Source organism: Novosphingobium sp. B 225 (genome assembly GCF_002198665.1).
GTDB lineage: Bacteria > Pseudomonadota > Alphaproteobacteria > Sphingomonadales > Sphingomonadaceae > Novosphingobium.
The window spans coordinates 1-16747 of the sequence record NZ_MWLM01000031.1; the positions used below are offsets into that span (position 1 = coordinate 1).

At 62.2% G+C, this 16747-nt stretch carries 26 protein-coding genes; all 26 read left to right on the plus strand.

The genetic code is table 11. The features are described 5' to 3' along the window. Positions 1–1138 precede the first annotated feature (1138 nt). Positions 1139–1450, plus strand: coding sequence for a 30S ribosomal protein S10 (gene rpsJ / locus MNBBLIKP_RS04140; protein ID WP_088307768.1), 312 nt, complete (start codon positions 1139–1141; stop codon positions 1448–1450). A 267-nt stretch (positions 1451–1717) separates the two neighbouring features. Next, positions 1718–2476, plus strand: a complete 759-nt coding sequence (gene rplC / locus MNBBLIKP_RS04145) for a 50S ribosomal protein L3 (protein ID WP_088307770.1) — start codon at positions 1718–1720, stop codon at positions 2474–2476. 3 nt (positions 2477–2479) lie between these two features. Next, on the plus strand, positions 2480–3106 hold the full coding sequence (gene rplD / locus MNBBLIKP_RS04150) for a 50S ribosomal protein L4 (RefSeq protein ID WP_088307772.1): 627 nt from the start codon (positions 2480–2482) through the stop codon (positions 3104–3106). Further along, positions 3099–3404: a 50S ribosomal protein L23 gene (locus MNBBLIKP_RS04155; protein WP_088307774.1), complete on the plus strand. Its 306-nt coding sequence runs from the start codon at positions 3099–3101 to the stop codon at positions 3402–3404. The genes rplD and MNBBLIKP_RS04155 overlap by 8 nt, the downstream gene beginning before the upstream one ends. A gap of 8 nt (positions 3405–3412) precedes the next feature. After that, entirely contained in the window at positions 3413–4249 is an 837-nt protein-coding gene (gene rplB, locus MNBBLIKP_RS04160) for a 50S ribosomal protein L2 (RefSeq protein WP_088307776.1), read from the plus strand. 6 nt (positions 4250–4255) lie between these two features. After that, complete coding sequence (gene rpsS / locus MNBBLIKP_RS04165) at positions 4256–4534, plus strand: 30S ribosomal protein S19 (protein WP_088307778.1); 279 nt, start codon at positions 4256–4258, stop codon at positions 4532–4534. Next, entirely contained in the window at positions 4534–4923 is a 390-nt protein-coding gene (gene rplV, locus MNBBLIKP_RS04170) for a 50S ribosomal protein L22 (RefSeq protein WP_088307780.1), read from the plus strand. Before rpsS ends, rplV begins: the two co-directional genes overlap by 1 nt. 3 nt (positions 4924–4926) lie before the next feature. Next, complete coding sequence (gene rpsC, locus MNBBLIKP_RS04175; RefSeq protein ID WP_088307782.1) at positions 4927–5637, plus strand: 30S ribosomal protein S3; 711 nt, start codon at positions 4927–4929, stop codon at positions 5635–5637. Positions 5638–5640: 3 nt separating this feature from the next. After that, complete coding sequence (rplP, locus tag MNBBLIKP_RS04180) at positions 5641–6075, plus strand: 50S ribosomal protein L16 (protein ID WP_088307784.1); 435 nt, start codon at positions 5641–5643, stop codon at positions 6073–6075. Continuing rightward, positions 6072–6278, plus strand: coding sequence for a 50S ribosomal protein L29 (gene rpmC, locus MNBBLIKP_RS04185; protein ID WP_088307786.1), 207 nt, complete (start codon positions 6072–6074; stop codon positions 6276–6278). Before rplP ends, rpmC begins: the two co-directional genes overlap by 4 nt. Positions 6279–6288: 10 nt before the next feature. Beyond that, positions 6289–6558 carry a 30S ribosomal protein S17 gene (gene rpsQ, locus MNBBLIKP_RS04190; RefSeq protein WP_088307788.1) on the plus strand — a complete coding sequence of 90 codons (270 nt, stop codon included), beginning with the start codon at positions 6289–6291 and terminating at the stop codon, positions 6556–6558. 64 nt (positions 6559–6622) lie between these two features. Continuing rightward, entirely contained in the window at positions 6623–6991 is a 369-nt protein-coding gene (rplN, locus tag MNBBLIKP_RS04195) for a 50S ribosomal protein L14 (protein ID WP_088307790.1), read from the plus strand. After that, positions 6991–7305, plus strand: coding sequence for a 50S ribosomal protein L24 (rplX, locus tag MNBBLIKP_RS04200; protein ID WP_088307792.1), 315 nt, complete (start codon positions 6991–6993; stop codon positions 7303–7305). The genes rplN and rplX overlap by 1 nt, the downstream gene beginning before the upstream one ends. Then, positions 7298–7876 (plus strand): 50S ribosomal protein L5, encoded by a 579-nt coding sequence (rplE, locus tag MNBBLIKP_RS04205; RefSeq protein WP_088307794.1) that lies wholly within the window; start codon positions 7298–7300, stop codon positions 7874–7876. Before rplX ends, rplE begins: the two co-directional genes overlap by 8 nt. A 20-nt stretch (positions 7877–7896) precedes the next feature. Next, positions 7897–8202: a 30S ribosomal protein S14 gene (gene rpsN, locus MNBBLIKP_RS04210; protein WP_088307796.1), complete on the plus strand. Its 306-nt coding sequence runs from the start codon at positions 7897–7899 to the stop codon at positions 8200–8202. A 12-nt stretch (positions 8203–8214) separates the two neighbouring features. After that, positions 8215–8610: a 30S ribosomal protein S8 gene (rpsH, locus tag MNBBLIKP_RS04215; RefSeq protein WP_088307798.1), complete on the plus strand. Its 396-nt coding sequence runs from the start codon at positions 8215–8217 to the stop codon at positions 8608–8610. Further along, positions 8610–9143: a 50S ribosomal protein L6 gene (gene rplF, locus MNBBLIKP_RS04220; protein WP_088307800.1), complete on the plus strand. Its 534-nt coding sequence runs from the start codon at positions 8610–8612 to the stop codon at positions 9141–9143. The genes rpsH and rplF overlap by 1 nt, the downstream gene beginning before the upstream one ends. Next, positions 9143–9493 (plus strand): 50S ribosomal protein L18, encoded by a 351-nt coding sequence (gene rplR, locus MNBBLIKP_RS04225; protein WP_088307802.1) that lies wholly within the window; start codon positions 9143–9145, stop codon positions 9491–9493. Before rplF ends, rplR begins: the two co-directional genes overlap by 1 nt. Position 9494: 1 nt before the next feature. Further along, positions 9495–10226 carry a 30S ribosomal protein S5 gene (gene rpsE, locus MNBBLIKP_RS04230; RefSeq protein ID WP_088307804.1) on the plus strand — a complete coding sequence of 244 codons (732 nt, stop codon included), beginning with the start codon at positions 9495–9497 and terminating at the stop codon, positions 10224–10226. Between the two features lie 6 nt (positions 10227–10232). Next, positions 10233–10409: a 50S ribosomal protein L30 gene (gene rpmD / locus MNBBLIKP_RS04235; RefSeq protein WP_088307932.1), complete on the plus strand. Its 177-nt coding sequence runs from the start codon at positions 10233–10235 to the stop codon at positions 10407–10409. A 147-nt stretch (positions 10410–10556) separates the two neighbouring features. Further along, a complete protein-coding gene (locus MNBBLIKP_RS04240; protein ID WP_088307806.1) occupies positions 10557–11702 on the plus strand; it encodes an acyltransferase family protein in 1146 nt (381 codons plus the stop codon). Positions 11703–11733: 31 nt separating this feature from the next. Beyond that, positions 11734–12828 carry an acyltransferase family protein gene (locus tag MNBBLIKP_RS04245; RefSeq protein ID WP_176399650.1) on the plus strand — a complete coding sequence of 365 codons (1095 nt, stop codon included), beginning with the start codon at positions 11734–11736 and terminating at the stop codon, positions 12826–12828. Positions 12829–12894: 66 nt separating this feature from the next. Next, positions 12895–13932: an acyltransferase family protein gene (locus tag MNBBLIKP_RS04250; protein ID WP_176399651.1), complete on the plus strand. Its 1038-nt coding sequence runs from the start codon at positions 12895–12897 to the stop codon at positions 13930–13932. Between the two features lie 83 nt (positions 13933–14015). Next, positions 14016–14534 carry a 50S ribosomal protein L15 gene (rplO, locus tag MNBBLIKP_RS04255; RefSeq protein WP_088307812.1) on the plus strand — a complete coding sequence of 173 codons (519 nt, stop codon included), beginning with the start codon at positions 14016–14018 and terminating at the stop codon, positions 14532–14534. Between the two features lie 128 nt (positions 14535–14662). Beyond that, entirely contained in the window at positions 14663–16030 is a 1368-nt protein-coding gene (gene secY, locus MNBBLIKP_RS04260; RefSeq protein WP_088307814.1) for a preprotein translocase subunit SecY, read from the plus strand. A 40-nt stretch (positions 16031–16070) separates the two neighbouring features. Further along, positions 16071–16718: an adenylate kinase gene (locus tag MNBBLIKP_RS04265; RefSeq protein ID WP_088307816.1), complete on the plus strand. Its 648-nt coding sequence runs from the start codon at positions 16071–16073 to the stop codon at positions 16716–16718. The last annotated feature ends 29 nt before the right edge of the window (positions 16719–16747 follow it).

Sequence of the window (16747 nt, forward strand, 5' to 3'; positions counted from 1 at the left end):
GCGATGGAGTTTGGGGGTTTACGGACGTGTCACTGTAATTCCGTGTCACTGTAATTCCCCACTGTAATTCCCAGCAGCAACGCGCTGCATCAACAGGCCGGACAGAAGGCAGCATCCGACACCGTGCAATACCCAAATTTAGCGCTTGCATCCGTGGGGGCGTCCACAGAGGGGGTTTACGGACGTGTCACCGTAATTGCCCGTAATTGCAAATGGGATTGGATATCGTTGGCTCCAACCATCGAAGTGAACACAGAATCTACGATTTCTTTCTGGGAAGCTTCTGGCAGAGCCGTCTTGGCGGGACTAACGTCTACCTTCCATGAACAGCCTAATTCGCCGCACGGCTCATCAAACTTTCGACGTACGAAAATGACCACATTGTTACTGGAGTAGAGGAACATGTCGTTCCCGTCGGCGTCCTTTCGAACATCTTTCTGAGAGGTATCCGTAGCCGTCGCTATGCCATTAAGAACGGTTTCCAATTCCGTTTCCCTGACATGCTGCAAGATCAAATTTCGACTATATATTTTATTCAAGTCAGATTCCTCTTTCTTGCAGCTAGCGACTAAAATAGTCAGCGCAACGCTCACGGCAATATGCGAAAGGCATGTTCTATACCTCACGAGACTAGCACCCATTAAAATTCTGCTTGGCATATGCAGCAGCATCTTCGTTCAGACCTTCGAAGATTCCAGGACCCAATTTTCCGTTAAGCCAATCGCGCGCTCCTCCGAAAAATTGAGCGCTGCCCGTGCCATGTGTCGTTGTGAACGTTCCGAAGCGATCCGAATATATCTTTCTGTCAATCTGACCGGCAAGGAATTACGGTGACACGTCCGTAAACCCCTAATNCTAATTACCCTTGGGCTTTGGCCCACGTTTGCCTGGCAGCAGAGGCTTGCCGCTTTGCTTTGCCATGGCAATTACGGTGACACGTCCGTAAACCCCTAAAATCATCGCCGTGGCTTGAATGTCGGACGGGGGCACGCAATAGCATGTCCCCGGTGAAGCTATCCGCCCCCACCGAAAATTCCCGAAATCAGCGCTTGCGCGAATCCCCCATGCTGTGTAGGGGCGCGGCTCGAATTTGGTCGGGGTGAAAGTCCCCGTGGCTCTTTCTCATCGGTAGGATACAATGGAAGCTCAGAATATTCGCATTCGTCTCAAGGCATTCGATCACCGCGTGCTTGATCAGGCGACCGGCGAAATTGCGGAAACCGCGCGTCGTACCGGCGCTCTGATCCGGGGCCCCATTCCTCTGCCGACGAAGATTGAGAAGTTCTGCGTCAACCGCGGACCGCACATCGACAAGAAGTCGCGTGAGCAGTTCGAAGTGCGCACCTACAAGCGTCTGCTCGACATCGTGCAGCCGAACGCCACCACCGTGGACGCGCTGATGAAGCTCGACCTGGCGGCCGGCGTCAATGTTGAGATCAAGCTGGCCTAAGCAGCGCGATCGAAAGTTTCGGACCTCTCGGTCCTTTTCCTTCCGGGCTTCGGCCCGGCTCCTAGCAGGCCAGTTCTGCGACGAGACAGAGCCCCGGCGTGAGGCCGGGGACACAAGGGATACCTCCGGGGCTTGCCCCGGGCATGCGTCCCCCGTCTCGCTCTCTCACTTGTGAGGGGGCACCCAGCCCGGACGGGGCTCGCATCACAAATTGGGCTGGACACGCCTGTGGGGATGGTCCCTGCAGGCCTCTGTAGGAGAAGGATCATGCGTACTGGCGTGATCGCAAAGAAGGTGGGGATGACCCGCCTGTTTCAGGACGATGGGCGGCACGTGCCCGTCACCGTTCTGGCTTTGGAAGATTGCCAGGTGGTTTCGGTCCGCACCGCTGAACGTGACGGTTACGTCGCGGTTCAGCTGGGCGCCGGTGCTGCCAAGCAGAAGAATGTTGCCAAGCCGCAGCGTGAACATTTCGCCAAGGCGGAAGTGCCGCTGAAGCAGCAGGTTGTCGAATTCCGCGTTGCGGACGATGCCGTCCTTGAAGTTGGCGCGACGATCGCGGCCTCGCACTTTGCGGTGGGTCAGCTGGTCGACATTTCGGGCCACACCCAGGGCAAGGGTTTCGCCGGGGCGATGAAGCGTTGGGGTTTCGGCGGTATGCGCGCCACCCACGGCGTTTCGATCAGCCACCGTGCCCACGGTTCGACCGGTAACCGCCAGGATCCGGGCCGCGTCTTCAAGAACAAGAAGATGGCCGGCCACATGGGCGATCGCCAGCGCACTCAGCAGAACCTGGAAGTCGTGCGCGTCGATGACGAACGCGGGCTGATCTTCGTCAAGGGTTCGGTCCCCGGTTCGAAGAACGCCTGGCTGACCGTCAAGGATTCGGTCAAGGTCTCGCGCCACGCCGAAGCGCCCTATCCCGCTGGCCTCAAGCAGGCCGCCAACAGCAATATCGCCGCTCCCGCTGATACCCCCGCCGAGGTGGTTGAAGCTCCGGAAGCCGGTGAAGGCCAGGAGGGCTAAGTCGTGAAGGTAAAGCTTTCCAATCTCGATGGCAGCGCCGGCAAGGGCGACGTCGAACTGAATGATGACGTGTTCGGTCTTGAACCGCGCGCCGACATTCTGCACCGCGTTGTCACCTGGCAGCTCGAAAACCGTCGCGGCATCGCCCGCGCCACCCGCGAGCGTTCCGAAGTTGCCCGTACCGGCAAGAAGTTCGGCAACCAGAAGGGTGGCGGTACCGCCCGTCACGGCGACCGTGCAGCCCCCGTGTTCATCGGCGGCGGCAAGGCCCACGGCGCGCGCCGCCGTGAGTTTGACGTCTCGCTGAACAAGAAGGTCCGCGCGCTGGGTCTGAAGATGGCGCTGTCGTCCAAGGCCAAGGCCAACCTGGTTGTCGTCGATACGCTCGACGTCAAGGATGCCAAGACCAAGGCCGTTGCCGCACAGCTCGCCAAGGCGAACTGGGGCAAGAAGGTGCTGGTGATCGATGGTGAAGCGGTGAACGCCGATTTCGCCCGCAGCGTCCGCAACCTGATCGGTGTCAACGTCCTCCCGGCGATCGGCGCGAACGTCTATGACATCCTGAAGCATGACACGCTGGTGCTGACGCGCGCCGCGGTCGAAAAGCTGGAGGCGCGTTTCAATGGCTAAGGAAGCAATCGACACGCGTCACTATGACGTGATCGTGGCTCCCCACATCACTGAAAAGTCGACGCTGCTCAGCGAAAACAATGCCGTGGTCTTCAAGGTGGTCGAAAGCGCCACCAAGCCGCAGATCAAGGCTGCGGTCGAAGCCCTGTTCGACGTCAAGGTGGTCGCTGTGAACACCCTGACCCAGAAGGGCAAGACCAAGCGGTGGAAGGGCAAGCCCTATCGCCGTTCGGACGTCAAGAAGGCGATCGTTCGTCTGGCTGAAGGCCAGTCGATCGACGTCACCAGCGGGATCTGAGGCGCACCATGGCACTCAAGAACTATAACCCGACCAGCCCCGCACGCCGCGGCCTGATCCTGGTCGACCGCTCGGCGCTGTGGAAGGGCAAGCCTGTCAAGGCGCTGACCGAAGGCAAGCGCAAGACCGGTGGCCGTAACAACAAGGGCCACGTCACTTCGCGCGGGATCGCTGGCGGTCACAAGCAGAAGTACCGGTTCATCGATTTCAAGCGCCGCAAGTGGGACATGCCCGCGACTGTGGAACGCCTGGAATACGATCCCAACCGCACCGCGTTCATCGCGCTGGTCAAGTACACCGATGGTGAACAGGCCTATATCATTGCGCCGCAGCGGCTTGCCGTTGGCGACACGGTGATTGCCGGTGAAAAGACCGACGTGAAGCCGGGCAACGCGATGCTGCTCAGCCAGATGCCGGTTGGCACCATCTGCCACAACGTGGAAATGAAGCCGGGCAAGGGCGGGCAGATCGCCCGTTCGGCCGGGACTTATGTCCAGGTAGTGGGCCGTGACCGCGGCATGGTGATCGCGCGCCTCAATTCGGGCGAGCAGCGTTACCTGCGCGGCGATTGCATGGGCACGATCGGTGCGGTGTCGAACCCCGACAACCAGAACACCAATCTCGCCAAGGCTGGCCGCAACCGCTGGAAGGGCATCCGCCCGCTGACCCGCGGCGTCGCCAAGAACCCGGTCGACCACCCGCACGGTGGTGGTGAAGGCCGCACCTCGGGTGGCCGTCATCCGGTAACCCCGTGGGGCAAGCCGACCAAGGGTGCCCGTACCCGCAACAACAAGCAGACGGACAAGATGATTATCCGTTCGCGTCACGCGAAGAAGAAGAGGTAAGCCACCATGGCACGTTCCGTCTGGAAAGGCCCCTTCGTCGACCTGCACCTGCTGAAAAAGGCGGAAGCCATGCAGGATCAGGGCACCCGCGCCAGTCCGATCAAGACCTGGTCGCGTCGTTCGACGATCCTGCCGCAGTTCGTTGGTTTGACGTTCAACGTCTACAACGGTCACAAGTTCATCCCCGTCTCGGTCAACGAAGACATGGTCGGCCACAAGCTTGGTGAATTTGCGCCCACGCGCACCTTCCCCGGCCACGCTGCCGACAAGAAGGGCAAGCGCTAATGGGCAAGGCAAAAGCTCCGCGCCGCGTTGGTGACAACGAGGCCCTCTCGGTCGGCACCACGATCCGTGGCTCGGCCCAGAAGCTCAACCTGGTCGCGACTCTGATCCGCGGCAAAAAGGTTGAGGAAGCGATGAACATTCTCGCTTTCTCGAAGCGGGCGATGGCGGTCGATGCGCGCAAGGTGCTCGCTTCGGCGATCGCCAATGCGGAAAACAACCACAACCTGGATGTTGACGCACTGGTCGTGGCCGAAGCCAGCGTTGGCAAGTCGATCACGATGAAGCGGTTCCACACCCGTGGCCGTGGCAAGTCGACCCGCATCCTCAAGCCGTTCAGCCGGCTGCGGATCGTGGTTCGCGAAGTCACCGAACAAGCAGGGGAGGCCTGATCCATGGGTCATAAATCCAATCCCATCGGGCTGCGTCTCCAGATCAACCGGACCTGGGACAGCCGTTGGTACGCCGAAGGCAAAAGCTACGGAAAGCTGCTTGAGGAAGACCTCAAGATGCGCAAGTTCATCATGGAAACGCTGCCCCAGGCCGCGATTTCGAAAGTGGTGATCGAGCGTCCGGCCAAGCTGTGCCGCGTGTCGATCTATGCCGCCCGTCCGGGCGTGATCATCGGCAAGAAGGGCGCGGACATCGAAAAGCTGCGTTCGCAGCTGGCCAAGATGACCGACAGCGACGTCAAGCTGAACATCGTTGAAATCCGCAAGCCGGAAATCGACGCCAAGCTGGTTGCTCAGGGCATTGCCGATCAGCTGATCCGCCGCGTTGCCTTCCGCCGTGCGATGAAGCGCGCGATGCAGTCGGCCATGCGCCTGGGTGCCGAAGGCATCAAGGTGGTGTGCGGCGGCCGTCTCGGCGGCGCTGAAATCGCCCGTGTCGAACAGTACCGCGAAGGCCGTGTGCCGCTGCACACCCTGCGCGCCAACATCGACTACGCCGAAGCCGAAGCGCTGACCACTTATGGCATCATCGGTATCAAGGTGTGGGTGTTCAAGGGCGAAATCCTTGGCCACGACCCGATGGCGCAGGACCGGCTGATGATGGAAGCCCAGACCTCGGGCGTCCGTCCGGCGCGTGAAGACCGCAGGAACTAAGTCATGCTGCAACCGAAGAAAACCAAGTTCCGCAAGGCCTTCAAGGGCCGGATCAAGGGCGACGCCAAGGGCGGCACCGATCTGAACTTCGGCTCCTATGGCCTCAAGGCTCTGGAACCGGAACGGATCACCGCGCGTCAGATCGAAGCGGCTCGCCGTGCGATCACTCGCCACATCAAGCGCCAGGGCCGTCTCTGGATCCGCGTCTTCCCGGACGTGCCGGTTTCGAAGAAGCCTGCCGAAGTCCGTCAGGGCAAGGGCAAGGGCTCGATCGAATACTGGGCAGCTCGCGTCAAGCCGGGCCGCATCCTGTTCGAACTCGATGGCGTTGCCGGTCCGCTTGCTGCCGAGGCGTTCAGCCGTGCAGCGATGAAGCTGCCGATCAAGACCAAGGTGATCGCCCGTCTCGGTGACACCAGCCACCTCGGAGGTGAATGATGGCCAAGGCTGAAGATCTGCGCGCGAAGAGCGACGACCAGCTGACCGCTGACCTGGGCGAACTGAAGCGCGAGGCGTTCAACCTGCGTTTCCAGGCTGCGACCAATCAGCTGGAACGCCCGGCGCGCATCAAGGAAGTGCGTCGCGACATCGCCCGCATCAAGACGCTGCAGGGCGAACGCGCCCGCACCGTAGCGAAGTAAGGAGCCCACGATGCCCAAGCGTATCCTGATCGGGACCGTGGTTTCCGACAAGACCGACAAGACCGTGGTCGTGAAGGTCGAACGCAAGGTGAAGCACCCGCTCTACGGGAAGATCATCCGTCGTTCGAAGAAGTATCATGCCCACGACGAAGACAACGCCTACAAGACCGGCGAAACCGTGCGGATCGAAGAGACCCGCCCGCTTTCGAAGCTCAAGAACTGGACGGTGGTTGAGCGGGTGACCGCTGGCAAGACCGCTGCGGTTGAGGCTGACGTTTAAGTCAAAGAAGCTTTTTGGAACTGCCGGACTGGTTTCGGCAAGCCACTAGGAAGGAACCGGATCAATGATCCAGATGCAATCCCAGCTCGACGTCGCTGACAACAGCGGCGCCAAGCGCGTCCAGTGCATCAAGGTGCTGGGCGGCTCAAAGCGCCGGACTGCCGGCGTGGGCGACATCATCGTGGTGTCGGTCAAGGAAGCGCAGCCCCGCACCAAGGTGAAGAAGGGCGACGTCCACCGTGCCGTCATCGTTCGCACCCGCAAGGAAGTGCGCCGTACCGATGGCAGCGTGATCCGTTTCGACAGCAATGCTGCCGTGCTGATCAACAAGAACGCCGAACCCATCGGCACCCGTATCTTCGGCCCCGTGGTCCGCGAACTGCGCGGCAAGGGCTATATGAAGATCATCAGCCTTGCGCCGGAGGTGCTGTAATGGCCGCCGCTAAGATCAAGAAGGGCGACAGCGTTGTCGTTCGTTCGGGCAAGGACAAGGGCCGCACCGGCACTGTCCTTCAGGTCATGCCCAAGGAAGGCAAGGTTGTGGTTGCCGGCGTTAATGTCGCTGCCCGCCACCGTAAGCCGACCCAGGTGAACCCGCAGGGCGGGATCGAACGCCGCGAAGCGCCGATGGCAATCTCGAAGGTCGGTCTGGCCGTCGATGGCAAGCCCTCGCGCGTTCGCTTCGAAACCAAGGACGGAAAGAAGGTCCGCGTGGCCGTGAAGTCCGGGGAGACGATCGATGGCTGACAAGTACGTTCCGCGTCTGCGCACCAAGTATGACGCTGACATCGCCAAGGCGATGACCGAAAAGTTCGGTTACAAGAACCACATGGAAGTGCCCAAGATCGAGAAGATCACGATCAACATGGGCGTTGGCGAAGGCAGCCAGGACAAGAAGAAGGTCACGACTGCCGCCGCTGAAATGGAGCTGATTGCTGGCCAGAAGCCCGTGATCACCAAGGCGAAGAAGTCGATCGCGCAGTTCAAGCTGCGTGAAGGCATGCCGATCGGTTGCAAGGTTACCCTGCGCCGTGAACGCATGTACGAATTCCTCGACCGGTTGATCACTGTGGCGATGCCCCGCATCCGCGACTTCCGTGGTCTGAACGCCAAGTCGTTCGACGGCCGTGGCAACTATGCCATGGGCCTGAAAGAGCAGATCATCTTCCCCGAGATCAGCTACGACCAGATCGAGAAGGTGCGTGGGATGGATATCATCATCACCACCACCGCCAAGACCGACGACGAAGCGCGCGAACTGCTTCGCCTGTTCGGGTTCCCGTTCCCGGCTGAAGCCGAAACCGCTGAAGCGGCCTGAGATAGAGAGAGCTTAAGTCCATGGCGAAACTGAGTTCCGTAAACAAGAACGAGAAGCGCAAGCTGCTCGTCAAGAAGTACGCGGCCAAGTACGCGAAGCTGAAGGCGATTGCCGACGACAAGACCGTCGACGATACCGAACGCCTGATCGCGCGTCTGAAGCTTGCCGAAATCCCCCGCAACGGCAACCCGACCCGGGTTCGCAACCGCTGCGCCACCACCGGCCGCCCCCGCGGCTACTATCGCAAGTTCGGCCTTTGTCGTGTTGAGCTGCGGGACAAGGGCAACAAGGGCCTTATCCCCGGTCTGACGAAGTCGAGCTGGTAAGGATCCAAAGCGATGGCATTGACCGATCCCCTGGGTGATATGCTCACCCGCATCCGTAACGGCCAGCGTGCGAAGAAGGACTCTGTCCTTTCGCCGGCTTCGAAGCTGCGCGCCCGCGTGCTCGAAGTGCTGCAGCGCGAAGGCTATATCCGTGGTTACAGCGAGGACGCCACTGGCGCCCATCCGCAGCTGCGCATCGAACTGAAGTATTTCGAAGGCGAGCCTGCGATCAAGCACGTGGCCCGTGTCTCCAAGCCCGGTCGCCGGGTCTACTCGGGTTCCAAGGAACTCCCGGTGATCCGCAATGGCCTGGGTATCACCATCGTCTCGACGCCGCGCGGTGTGCTTTCGGATGCCGAAGCGCGCGCGCAGAATGTCGGTGGCGAAGTGCTGGCGGAGGTGTTCTGATGAGCCGCATCGGCAAGAAGCCGGTTGTTGTCCCCGGCGGCGTTACCGCCGCGATCGCGGACGGCATCCTCACCGTCAAGGGGCCCAAGGGCACCCTCTCGCTCACCATGCGCGACGAAATCAGCTATACGCTGGACGACGGCAGCATCCAGGTGAAGCCCGCCAATGCGACCAAGCAGGCCCGGGCGTTCTGGGGCATGCAGCGCACGCTGGTTGACAATCTGGTCACCGGGGTAACCGAAGGTTACACCAAGGTGCTGGAAATCACCGGCGTCGGCTACCGCGCCAATGCTCAGGGCAAGAACCTGAAGCTGCAGCTCGGCTACAGCCATGACGTCGATTTCGCCGTGCCGGAAGGCATCGAAATCAAGACGCCCGACAACACCACGATCGAGATCTCGGGCATCGACAAGCAGAAGGTCGGCCAGGTTGCGGCCGAAATTCGCCGGTGGCGGAAGCCTGAACCCTACAAGGGCAAGGGCATCAAGTACCGCGGCGAGTTCATCTTCCGCAAGGAAGGGAAGAAGAAGTAATGGCCAAGCTGTCCCTTTTCGAGCGCCGCCGTCGGCGCGTTCGCACCGCGCTCAAGGCGCGCGCTGGTGGCCGTCCGCGGCTTTCGGTGCACCGTTCGGGCCGTCACATCTACGCCCAGATCATCGACGATGCGGCAGGCCGCACCATCGTTTCGGCAAGCTCGCTGACCAAAGGCAGCAAGACCGCCGGCGCGAACGTCGATGCCGCAGCTACGGTGGGCAAGACCCTGGCCGAAGCTGCCAAGAAGGCTGGCGTGACTGCCGTCGTGTTCGATCGCGGCGGCTTCCTGTTCCATGGCCGCGTCAAGGCGCTGGCTGACGCTGCGCGTGAAGGCGGGCTGGAGTTCTAAGATGGCTGACGAAACCAACATTGAAGCCGAAGGCGTCGTTGCCGAAGTGGCTGCTGCTGCCCCCGAGGGTGGCGATCGTGATGGCGGCCGTGGCCGTGGTCGCGGGCGTGGCGGAAATGATCGTGGCGGCAATGACCGCGGGCAGCGTGGCCGTGGCCGCGATGATCGCCGGGGCCGTGGCGGCGACGAGGATGGTGGCGAGGAGCTGATCGAAAAGCTCGTCCACATCAACCGCGTTTCCAAGACCGTGAAGGGCGGCAAGCGCTTTGGCTTTGCTGCACTGGTCGTGGTCGGTGACGGCAAGGGCCGGGTCGGCTTTGGCCATGGCAAGGCCCGCGAAGTGCCGGAAGCCATCACCAAGGCGACGGCTGCTGCCAAGAAGAAGATGGTCCGCGTTCCGCTCAAGGAAGGCCGCACCCTGCATCACGATTGCAAGGGCCGGTTCGGCGCTGGCAAGGTGAACCTGCGTTCGGCTCCGGCCGGGACCGGGATCATCGCGGGTGGCCCGATGCGCGCCGTCTTTGAAAGCCTGGGCGTGGCCGACGTGGTGACCAAGTCGGTCGGCACCAGCAACCCCTACAACATGATCCGCGCCACTTTCGACGGCCTGGTCAACCAGACTTCGCCGAAGTCGGTCGCCCAGCGTCGCGGAAAGAAAGTCGCCGACCTGCTGGGTCGGGGCGGTGCGAGCGCGGCGGAAGCAGAAGCTGCCGCCGATGCGATTGTGGAGTAATTGACCATGGCGAAGATCAAGATCAAGCAGATCGGTTCGCCGATCCGCCGCCCGGAAAGCCAGAAGAAGATTCTGATCGGCCTGGGCCTGGGCAAGATGCACCGCGTGGTGGAACTGGAAGACACCGCCGAAGTGCGCGGTGCCATTGCCAAGCTGCCGCACATGGTGGCCGTGGTCGACTGACCCGGCGCCAATGCGCTGCCAACCGGAAAGCCGGGCCGCAAGGTCCGGCTTTTCGCGTTTCGGGCCAGCGCGTCTCCGGCTGTGGTGACCGCGCGTTAACCATGTTCGCCTATGCCAGTGCACTCGTGACGCGGCGGAGCAGTGTGAATGGGGTTGTTGCGGGTCTTGCTGGCACTGGCGGTGCTGTTTGAACACACCGGCGGGATCGGCGGCTACGTCATGATTGGCGGGCCGCTCGCGGTGCAATGCTTCTTCATTATTTCAGGTTTTTACATGGGGCTGGTGCTTAACGAGCGCTATGATCGCCCCGCGCTCAACCGCGCGTTCTACGTCAACCGCGCGCTGCGGATTTACGGGATTTATTTCTTCTTTCTGGCGATCCACCTTGGCCTGTTTGCGCTGCTCCAGGCAAAGGGCATGGACACTCCGCTGGCGATCTACGGTGAAGACCGGATTTCGGTGATCGAGCGCATTGGTCTGGGCCTGCTCAATTTCACCGTGTTCGGTCAGGAATTGCCGATGTGGCTGCGGGTCAGCGAAGGGCACCTCGTCTGGTCGTCACAGTTCCTGGGTTCTGGCGGGGACGAAGTTTTCCATTACATGATGATTCCGATGGCCTGGTCGCTCAGCCTTGAGCTGACGTTCTATGCCATTGCCCCGTTTATTGCCCGCCGCCCGGCGTGGCAGATTGCGGTTGTTGCGGGACTTTCGTTTGCAGCGCGGATCATCGCGGCCGCATTTGGCTGGGTGCATGATCCGCTCTCGTTCCGGTTCTTCCCCTTTGAACTCGCGTTGTTCCTTGCCGGGGTGCTGGCCTACAAGGCCTGGGCCGCCAACAAGCTGCGCTGGGAGACAGGCTGGGCAAAGGTGCTGGCCCTGGCGGTCCCTGCCGCGATCCTGGCCTGGCCGCTCTATCTGGGTAACTGGTCGGAGGACCTGTTCTTCACCCCGCCGCGCCTGGCGCTGCTGGCGCTGGTTGCAGTCGGGCTGCCTGCAATCCATGGCTGGAGCCGCTACAACCGGCGCGACCGCACGTTCGGTGAACTGTCATTCCCGATCTACCTCGATCATCTGCTGGTCTTTTCGCTGATCGGGGTGATTCCGGTCCTGAAAACGAGCGATACCTTGTGGACGCTGGCCACCGTCCTGGTTTCGATGGCGCTGGCCTGGCTGGTGGTGCGGATGCTGGACAGTCGGATCGAGCAGTTCCGCCGCGGCCTGGCAAGCCGGGCCGGGGCCACAGAGGATGCAGCCGCATCATCCGCCCCGCCGCGCGACCTTTCGGCAATCTGAAATACGGGCCAGACGGAGCAAGAGAGCACACGTGCAGGATCGCAACGCCCCTGACCGGTTTGCCCTGATCGATGGCATGCGCGGCTTTGCCGCGCTGGCGATCCTGTTGTTCCACTACAAGAATTTCGGCAATGCCGGGGTCGATGTGCTGGCCTGTGCGGATTGCGCGCGGTTTGAACCGGGGCGCAGCTGGCTCTCGCCGCTGTATGATTATGGCTATCTGGCGGTGCAGCTGTTCTGGGTGATTTCGGGTTTCGTCTTTGCATCGGCCTATCTTGGCCGCGACGTTTCCGCGCGCGAATTCTGGGTGAATCGGTTTGCGCGGCTCTATCCGCTGCATCTGCTGACCCTGTTGGTGGTCACGGCGCTGCAATTCACCGCGCTGGCCAGATTGAACACCACCTTGCTGTTCGGTGGATTCGATCTGCCGCATTTCCTGCTGCAACTGGGTTTTGCCTCGAACTGGCTGGATGCCGGGTTTCACACTTTCAACGGCCCGATCTGGTCGGTTTCGGTCGAAGTACTGGTCTATGGCCTGTTCTGGCTGGGGCGCAATCGGCTGGCCGGGCTGGGGCCGGTGGGGTTCCTGCTGGTGCTGATGGGCTGCCTGGCCACGGTTGGTCTGGCGCCGAAATCACAAGTGCAGGCCTGTGCCTTCTTCTTCTTTGCCGGGGTCGCCGCCGCGCGGCTGAATGATCATCTGGCGGGGCATCCGGGCAAGCGTGGCCCGCTGCTGGCGGTATGGCTGGCAGCACTGGCGGCGATGCTGTTCGCGCCGTCCGTGCCGCTGCGCTATGCCGCCTCGGTTGTCGGCATCGGCGGTATGCTGGTGCTGCTGGCCGGAATCGAACCCTGGGCAGGAACCCGGCTGCGGCGCGCGGCGGTGTGGATCGGCGATTGCACCTATGGCCTCTATCTGTGGCACATTCCGATGCAGCTGGTGCTGCTGGTGGTGCTGCTGCCGGGGCAGGGCATGGTTGATCTGGCGCGGCAGGGCTGGTTCCTGGCACTGTGGCTGATCGCGATGGTGGCCATCGCCCGGCTGAGCTTCCTGTGGATCGAACGGCCTGCACGGCTTTACCTGCGCCGGAAATGGGCATCGCCGCCGCTGCCCGTTCCTGCTTAGACAGTTGCGTTCCGCCACCGTGCTGGGCACAAGCGCTCCGGCGATGGAATGCAGGGGCAAGATCGGGTGACGGACGGGAAGATGGGCGGCCTGCTGGGCAATGTGCAGGCCTTGCGGGCCGTGGCCGCGCTGATGATTGTGGTGGTGCATCTGGGGCCCTTGCTGGCCACGGCCGGGTTGGGGGCTGATCTGGGCGTGTTTCAGGCCGGGGTCGATGTGTTCTTCGTGATCAGCGGCTTCATCATGGTGCATATCTCGCGTGATCGGATGCCGGGGCCGGGGAATTTCCTGCACAACCGGGTGATCCGGATCGTTCCGGCCTATTGGCTGGTTTCGCTGGTGTTCCTGGCGGCGGCCACAGCGCTGCGGCAATGGCACCCGGACGGGGCGGGGCTGGGCCTGCTGGCGCGCTCGCTATTCTTCCTGCCCAGCGGCGATCCGCCCTTGTACTATCCCTTGCTCTATGTGGGCTGGTCGCTGAATTTCGAGATGTTTTTCTATCTGCTGTTCGCGCTGACTCTGGCGCTGAAGCTGGCTCCGCTGGCCCGGACCATCGCGGTGGCGGCCTTGCTGACCATTCCGGTCACGCTGGTCGGGCTGCGCCTGGTGCCGCCTTCACTGGCGGATTTTTATGGCAATCCGATCGTCTATGAATTCGTGCTGGGCATGCTGCTGGGGCTGGCCTGGCCGTGGTTCGGGCGGATGCCGGTCTGGTCGGGCTGGCTGGGGATCGTGGCCGGGCCGTTGGCCATGGTCCTGCTGCATCCGCTGGTGGAGGACGTCCACCGACTGTTCCTGGCGGGTTTTCCGGGCGCAGTGATTGTGGCGGCGGCGCTGGTGCTGGAACGGCATGGCCGGTCGGTGCGCAGCAACGGCGTGCTGCTGATCGGTGCGGCCAGCTATGTCCTGTACCTTTCGCACCCGATCGTGATTTCGGCCTTCAACAACCTGTCGCGCCATTTGCCTGCGCTGCGAGGCGCGGGGGCGGCACAGGCCGTGCCACTGGCGGCGCTGGCGGCGTGCATGGTCGCCGCGATCCTGATCCATCGCGGGTTCGAACTGCCGGTTTCGCGCTGGCTGCGCCGGGGTGGCAAGGGCGGCTGACAAAGGGGGGTGACATTGCCCCGCACTTCGCCTATGCGCCCGCCTTCCCATAAGCGCGACCAAAGCGAAAGCGAGTGCATACGATGAAACTGAACGAAATTTCCGACAACAATGGTGCCCGCAAGTCCCGCATGCGCGTGGGCCGCGGGATCGGCTCGGGCAAGGGCAAGACCGCCGGGCGCGGCCAAAAGGGTGCCAAGGCGCGCTCGGGCGTCAGCGTCAACGGGTTCGAAGGCGGCCAGATGCCGCTGCACATGCGGATCCCGAAGCGCGGCTTCAACAACATCTTCGCCAAGGACTTCGCCGAAGTGAACCTGGGCCTGATCCAGAAGGCGATCGACGCCGGCAAGCTGGATGCCAAGGCCGTGATCGATCACGCCGCGCTGAAGGCTGCTGGTCTTGCCCGTGGTGGCAAGAATGGCGTGCGTCTGCTGGGCAAGGGTGAACTCACCACTGCCGCCAAGTTCGCAGTTGATGGCGTGTCGAAGGGCGCGCTGGCAGCGGTTGAAAAGGCCGGTGGTTCGGTTGAACTGCCCGCGGCTCAGCCCAGCGAGCACGAAAAGAAGACCGCCCGCCGCGAAGCCAACAAGGCCGCGAAGTAAGGCAAGCTCCATCCCCGCACCACTGGTGCGGGGATGATGCATTGCAGGGGTTCGACATCGCGCAATCGTCCCTATATGGGGGCTGACAAGCGATCCGAAGCGGATCCACAGCAAGGCTTAATCAGCACATGGCATCACGCGCCGACAACATTGCGAGCAACCTGAGCCTCGCAAACTTTTCCAAAGCGACCGAGCTGAAGAACCGGATCTGGTTCACAGTCGGGGCGCTGATCGTGTTCCGCTTTCTCAGCTTCGTGCCGCTGCCGGGGGTCAATCCGTTGATCCTGCAGCAGCTCTACAAGCAGACCCAGGGCGGCATTCTCGATATTTTCAACACCTTCTCGGGCGGCAGCCTTGAGCGGATGAGCCTGATTGCGCTGGGCGTGATGCCATACATCACCAGCTCGATCGTGGTGCAGCTTGCCGCTTCGCTCCATCCGGCGCTGGGCGCGCTGAAGAAGGAAGGCGAAAGCGGGCGCAAGAAGCTCAACCAGTACACCCGTTACGGCACCGTGCTGCTGACTGCGGTGCAGGGTTGGTTCATCGCCGCCGGGCTTGAAGCCTATGGCGCTTCCAGCGGGCTGCAGGCGGTGGTCGATCCGGGCGTGATGTTCCGCGTGGGGGTGGTGATCAGCCTGATCGGCGGGACCATGTTCCTGCTGTGGCTGGGCGAACAGATCACCTCGCGCGGGATCGGCAACGGCACCTCGCTGATCATCATGGCCGGGATCGTCGCGCAGATGCCGAAATTTATCGGCAACCTGTTTGAAGGCGGGCGCACCGGGGCGATTGGCGGCGGGACCATCATCGGGCTGATCGTCTTGCTGGTCGTGCTGATCCTGATGATCTGCTTTATGGAGCGCGCGACGCGGCGGCTGCTGATCCAGTATCCCAAGCGCGCCAGCCAGAACGGCATGATGCAGGCGGATCGCAGCCATTTGCCGCTCAAGCTCAACACTGCGGGCGTGATTCCGCCGATTTTCGCCAGCTCGCTGCTGCTGCTGCCGCTGACGATTACGCAGTTTGCGGGCAATTCGGTTTCGCCCGATACCGGGGTTGGCAGCTTTATCATCAGCCTCAACCAGTATCTGGCGCACGGCAAGCCGCTGTACATGGCGCTCTATGCGGCCGGGATCATCTTCTTCAGCTTCTTCTACACCGCGGTGGTGTTCAATCCTGAGGAAACGTCGGACAACCTGAAGCGCAATGGCGGGTTCATCCCCGGCATCCGCCCGGGCAAGAGCACGGCGACCTATCTCGACTATGTCCTGACCCGCATCACCGTGATCGGCGCGATCTATCTGACGGTGGTGTGCGTGGTGCCCGAATGGGTCATCGCGCAGACCGGGATGTCGCTGTTCTTTGCCGGCGGGACCAGTTTGCTGATCGTGGTCAATGTTACGGTCGACACTATCACCCAGATCCAGTCGCACCTGCTGGCGCACCAGTATGGCGACCTGATCAAGAAGGCGAAGCTGAAAGGCCGCCTGCGCTGAGGCCAAGCGGCCCACGAGCAAGACTAGAGGGGATCTGCACGTGAACATCATCCTGTTGGGACCGCCGGGAGCGGGCAAGGGCACCCAGGCCCAGCGTCTGGTCGAAGCGCACGGCATGCGCCAGCTTTCGACCGGCGACATGCTGCGCGCCGCGGTCAAGGCGGGCACGCCGGTGGGCCTGCAGGCCAAAGCGGTGATGGACCGGGGTGAGCTGGTTTCGGACGAGATCGTCTCGGCGCTGATCGGGGATGAGCTGGACGCGATGGGCGCGGGCGTGGGCGCAATCTTTGACGGCTATCCGCGCACTGCGGCCCAGGCCGAATCGCTCGACGCGATCCTGTCCTCGCGCGGGCGCAAGCTGGACCACGTGATCGAACTTGGCGTCGATGAAGACGCGCTGGTCGAACGCATCATCGGCCGCTACACCTGCGCCAATTGCGGCAAGGGCTATCACGACACGTTCGAACAGCCGCGCGAGCCGGGCACCTGCGACAAATGCGGAAGCCACGAATTCAAGCGCCGCCCGGACGATAACGAAGAAACCGTCCGCACCCGCATGGCCGAATACCGCGCCAAGACCGCGCCGATCCTGCCGATCTACGACGCGCGCGGAATCGTGGCGCGGGTCAACGGCATGGCCGAAATGGACCACGTGACCGCGGCGATCGAACGTATTATTGCTGCCTGACACGGCGGCGAGCAGACTGGCGCATGGCG

What these genes read in the sequence shown, in the direction of transcription:
- rpsJ (WP_088307768.1), top strand. Translation starts at nt 1,139, where the DNA reads ATGGAAGCTCAGAATATTCGCATTCGTCTCAAGGCATTCGATCACCGC.
- rplC (WP_088307770.1), top strand. Translation starts at nt 1,718, where the DNA reads ATGCGTACTGGCGTGATCGCAAAGAAGGTGGGGATGACCCGCCTGTTT.
- MNBBLIKP_RS04155 (WP_088307774.1), top strand. Translation starts at nt 3,099, where the DNA reads ATGGCTAAGGAAGCAATCGACACGCGTCACTATGACGTGATCGTGGCT.
- rplB (WP_088307776.1), top strand. Translation starts at nt 3,413, where the DNA reads ATGGCACTCAAGAACTATAACCCGACCAGCCCCGCACGCCGCGGCCTG.
- rpsS (WP_088307778.1), top strand. Translation starts at nt 4,256, where the DNA reads ATGGCACGTTCCGTCTGGAAAGGCCCCTTCGTCGACCTGCACCTGCTG.
- rplV (WP_088307780.1), top strand. Translation starts at nt 4,534, where the DNA reads ATGGGCAAGGCAAAAGCTCCGCGCCGCGTTGGTGACAACGAGGCCCTC.
- rpsC (WP_088307782.1), top strand. Translation starts at nt 4,927, where the DNA reads ATGGGTCATAAATCCAATCCCATCGGGCTGCGTCTCCAGATCAACCGG.
- rplP (WP_088307784.1), top strand. Translation starts at nt 5,641, where the DNA reads ATGCTGCAACCGAAGAAAACCAAGTTCCGCAAGGCCTTCAAGGGCCGG.
- rpmC (WP_088307786.1), top strand. Translation starts at nt 6,072, where the DNA reads ATGATGGCCAAGGCTGAAGATCTGCGCGCGAAGAGCGACGACCAGCTG.
- rpsQ (WP_088307788.1), top strand. Translation starts at nt 6,289, where the DNA reads ATGCCCAAGCGTATCCTGATCGGGACCGTGGTTTCCGACAAGACCGAC.
- rplN (WP_088307790.1), top strand. Translation starts at nt 6,623, where the DNA reads ATGATCCAGATGCAATCCCAGCTCGACGTCGCTGACAACAGCGGCGCC.
- rplX (WP_088307792.1), top strand. Translation starts at nt 6,991, where the DNA reads ATGGCCGCCGCTAAGATCAAGAAGGGCGACAGCGTTGTCGTTCGTTCG.
- rplE (WP_088307794.1), top strand. Translation starts at nt 7,298, where the DNA reads ATGGCTGACAAGTACGTTCCGCGTCTGCGCACCAAGTATGACGCTGAC.
- rpsN (WP_088307796.1), top strand. Translation starts at nt 7,897, where the DNA reads ATGGCGAAACTGAGTTCCGTAAACAAGAACGAGAAGCGCAAGCTGCTC.
- rpsH (WP_088307798.1), top strand. Translation starts at nt 8,215, where the DNA reads ATGGCATTGACCGATCCCCTGGGTGATATGCTCACCCGCATCCGTAAC.
- rplF (WP_088307800.1), top strand. Translation starts at nt 8,610, where the DNA reads ATGAGCCGCATCGGCAAGAAGCCGGTTGTTGTCCCCGGCGGCGTTACC.
- rplR (WP_088307802.1), top strand. Translation starts at nt 9,143, where the DNA reads ATGGCCAAGCTGTCCCTTTTCGAGCGCCGCCGTCGGCGCGTTCGCACC.
- rpsE (WP_088307804.1), top strand. Translation starts at nt 9,495, where the DNA reads ATGGCTGACGAAACCAACATTGAAGCCGAAGGCGTCGTTGCCGAAGTG.
- rpmD (WP_088307932.1), top strand. Translation starts at nt 10,233, where the DNA reads ATGGCGAAGATCAAGATCAAGCAGATCGGTTCGCCGATCCGCCGCCCG.
- MNBBLIKP_RS04240 (WP_088307806.1), top strand. Translation starts at nt 10,557, where the DNA reads ATGGGGTTGTTGCGGGTCTTGCTGGCACTGGCGGTGCTGTTTGAACAC.
- rplO (WP_088307812.1), top strand. Translation starts at nt 14,016, where the DNA reads ATGAAACTGAACGAAATTTCCGACAACAATGGTGCCCGCAAGTCCCGC.
- secY (WP_088307814.1), top strand. Translation starts at nt 14,663, where the DNA reads ATGGCATCACGCGCCGACAACATTGCGAGCAACCTGAGCCTCGCAAAC.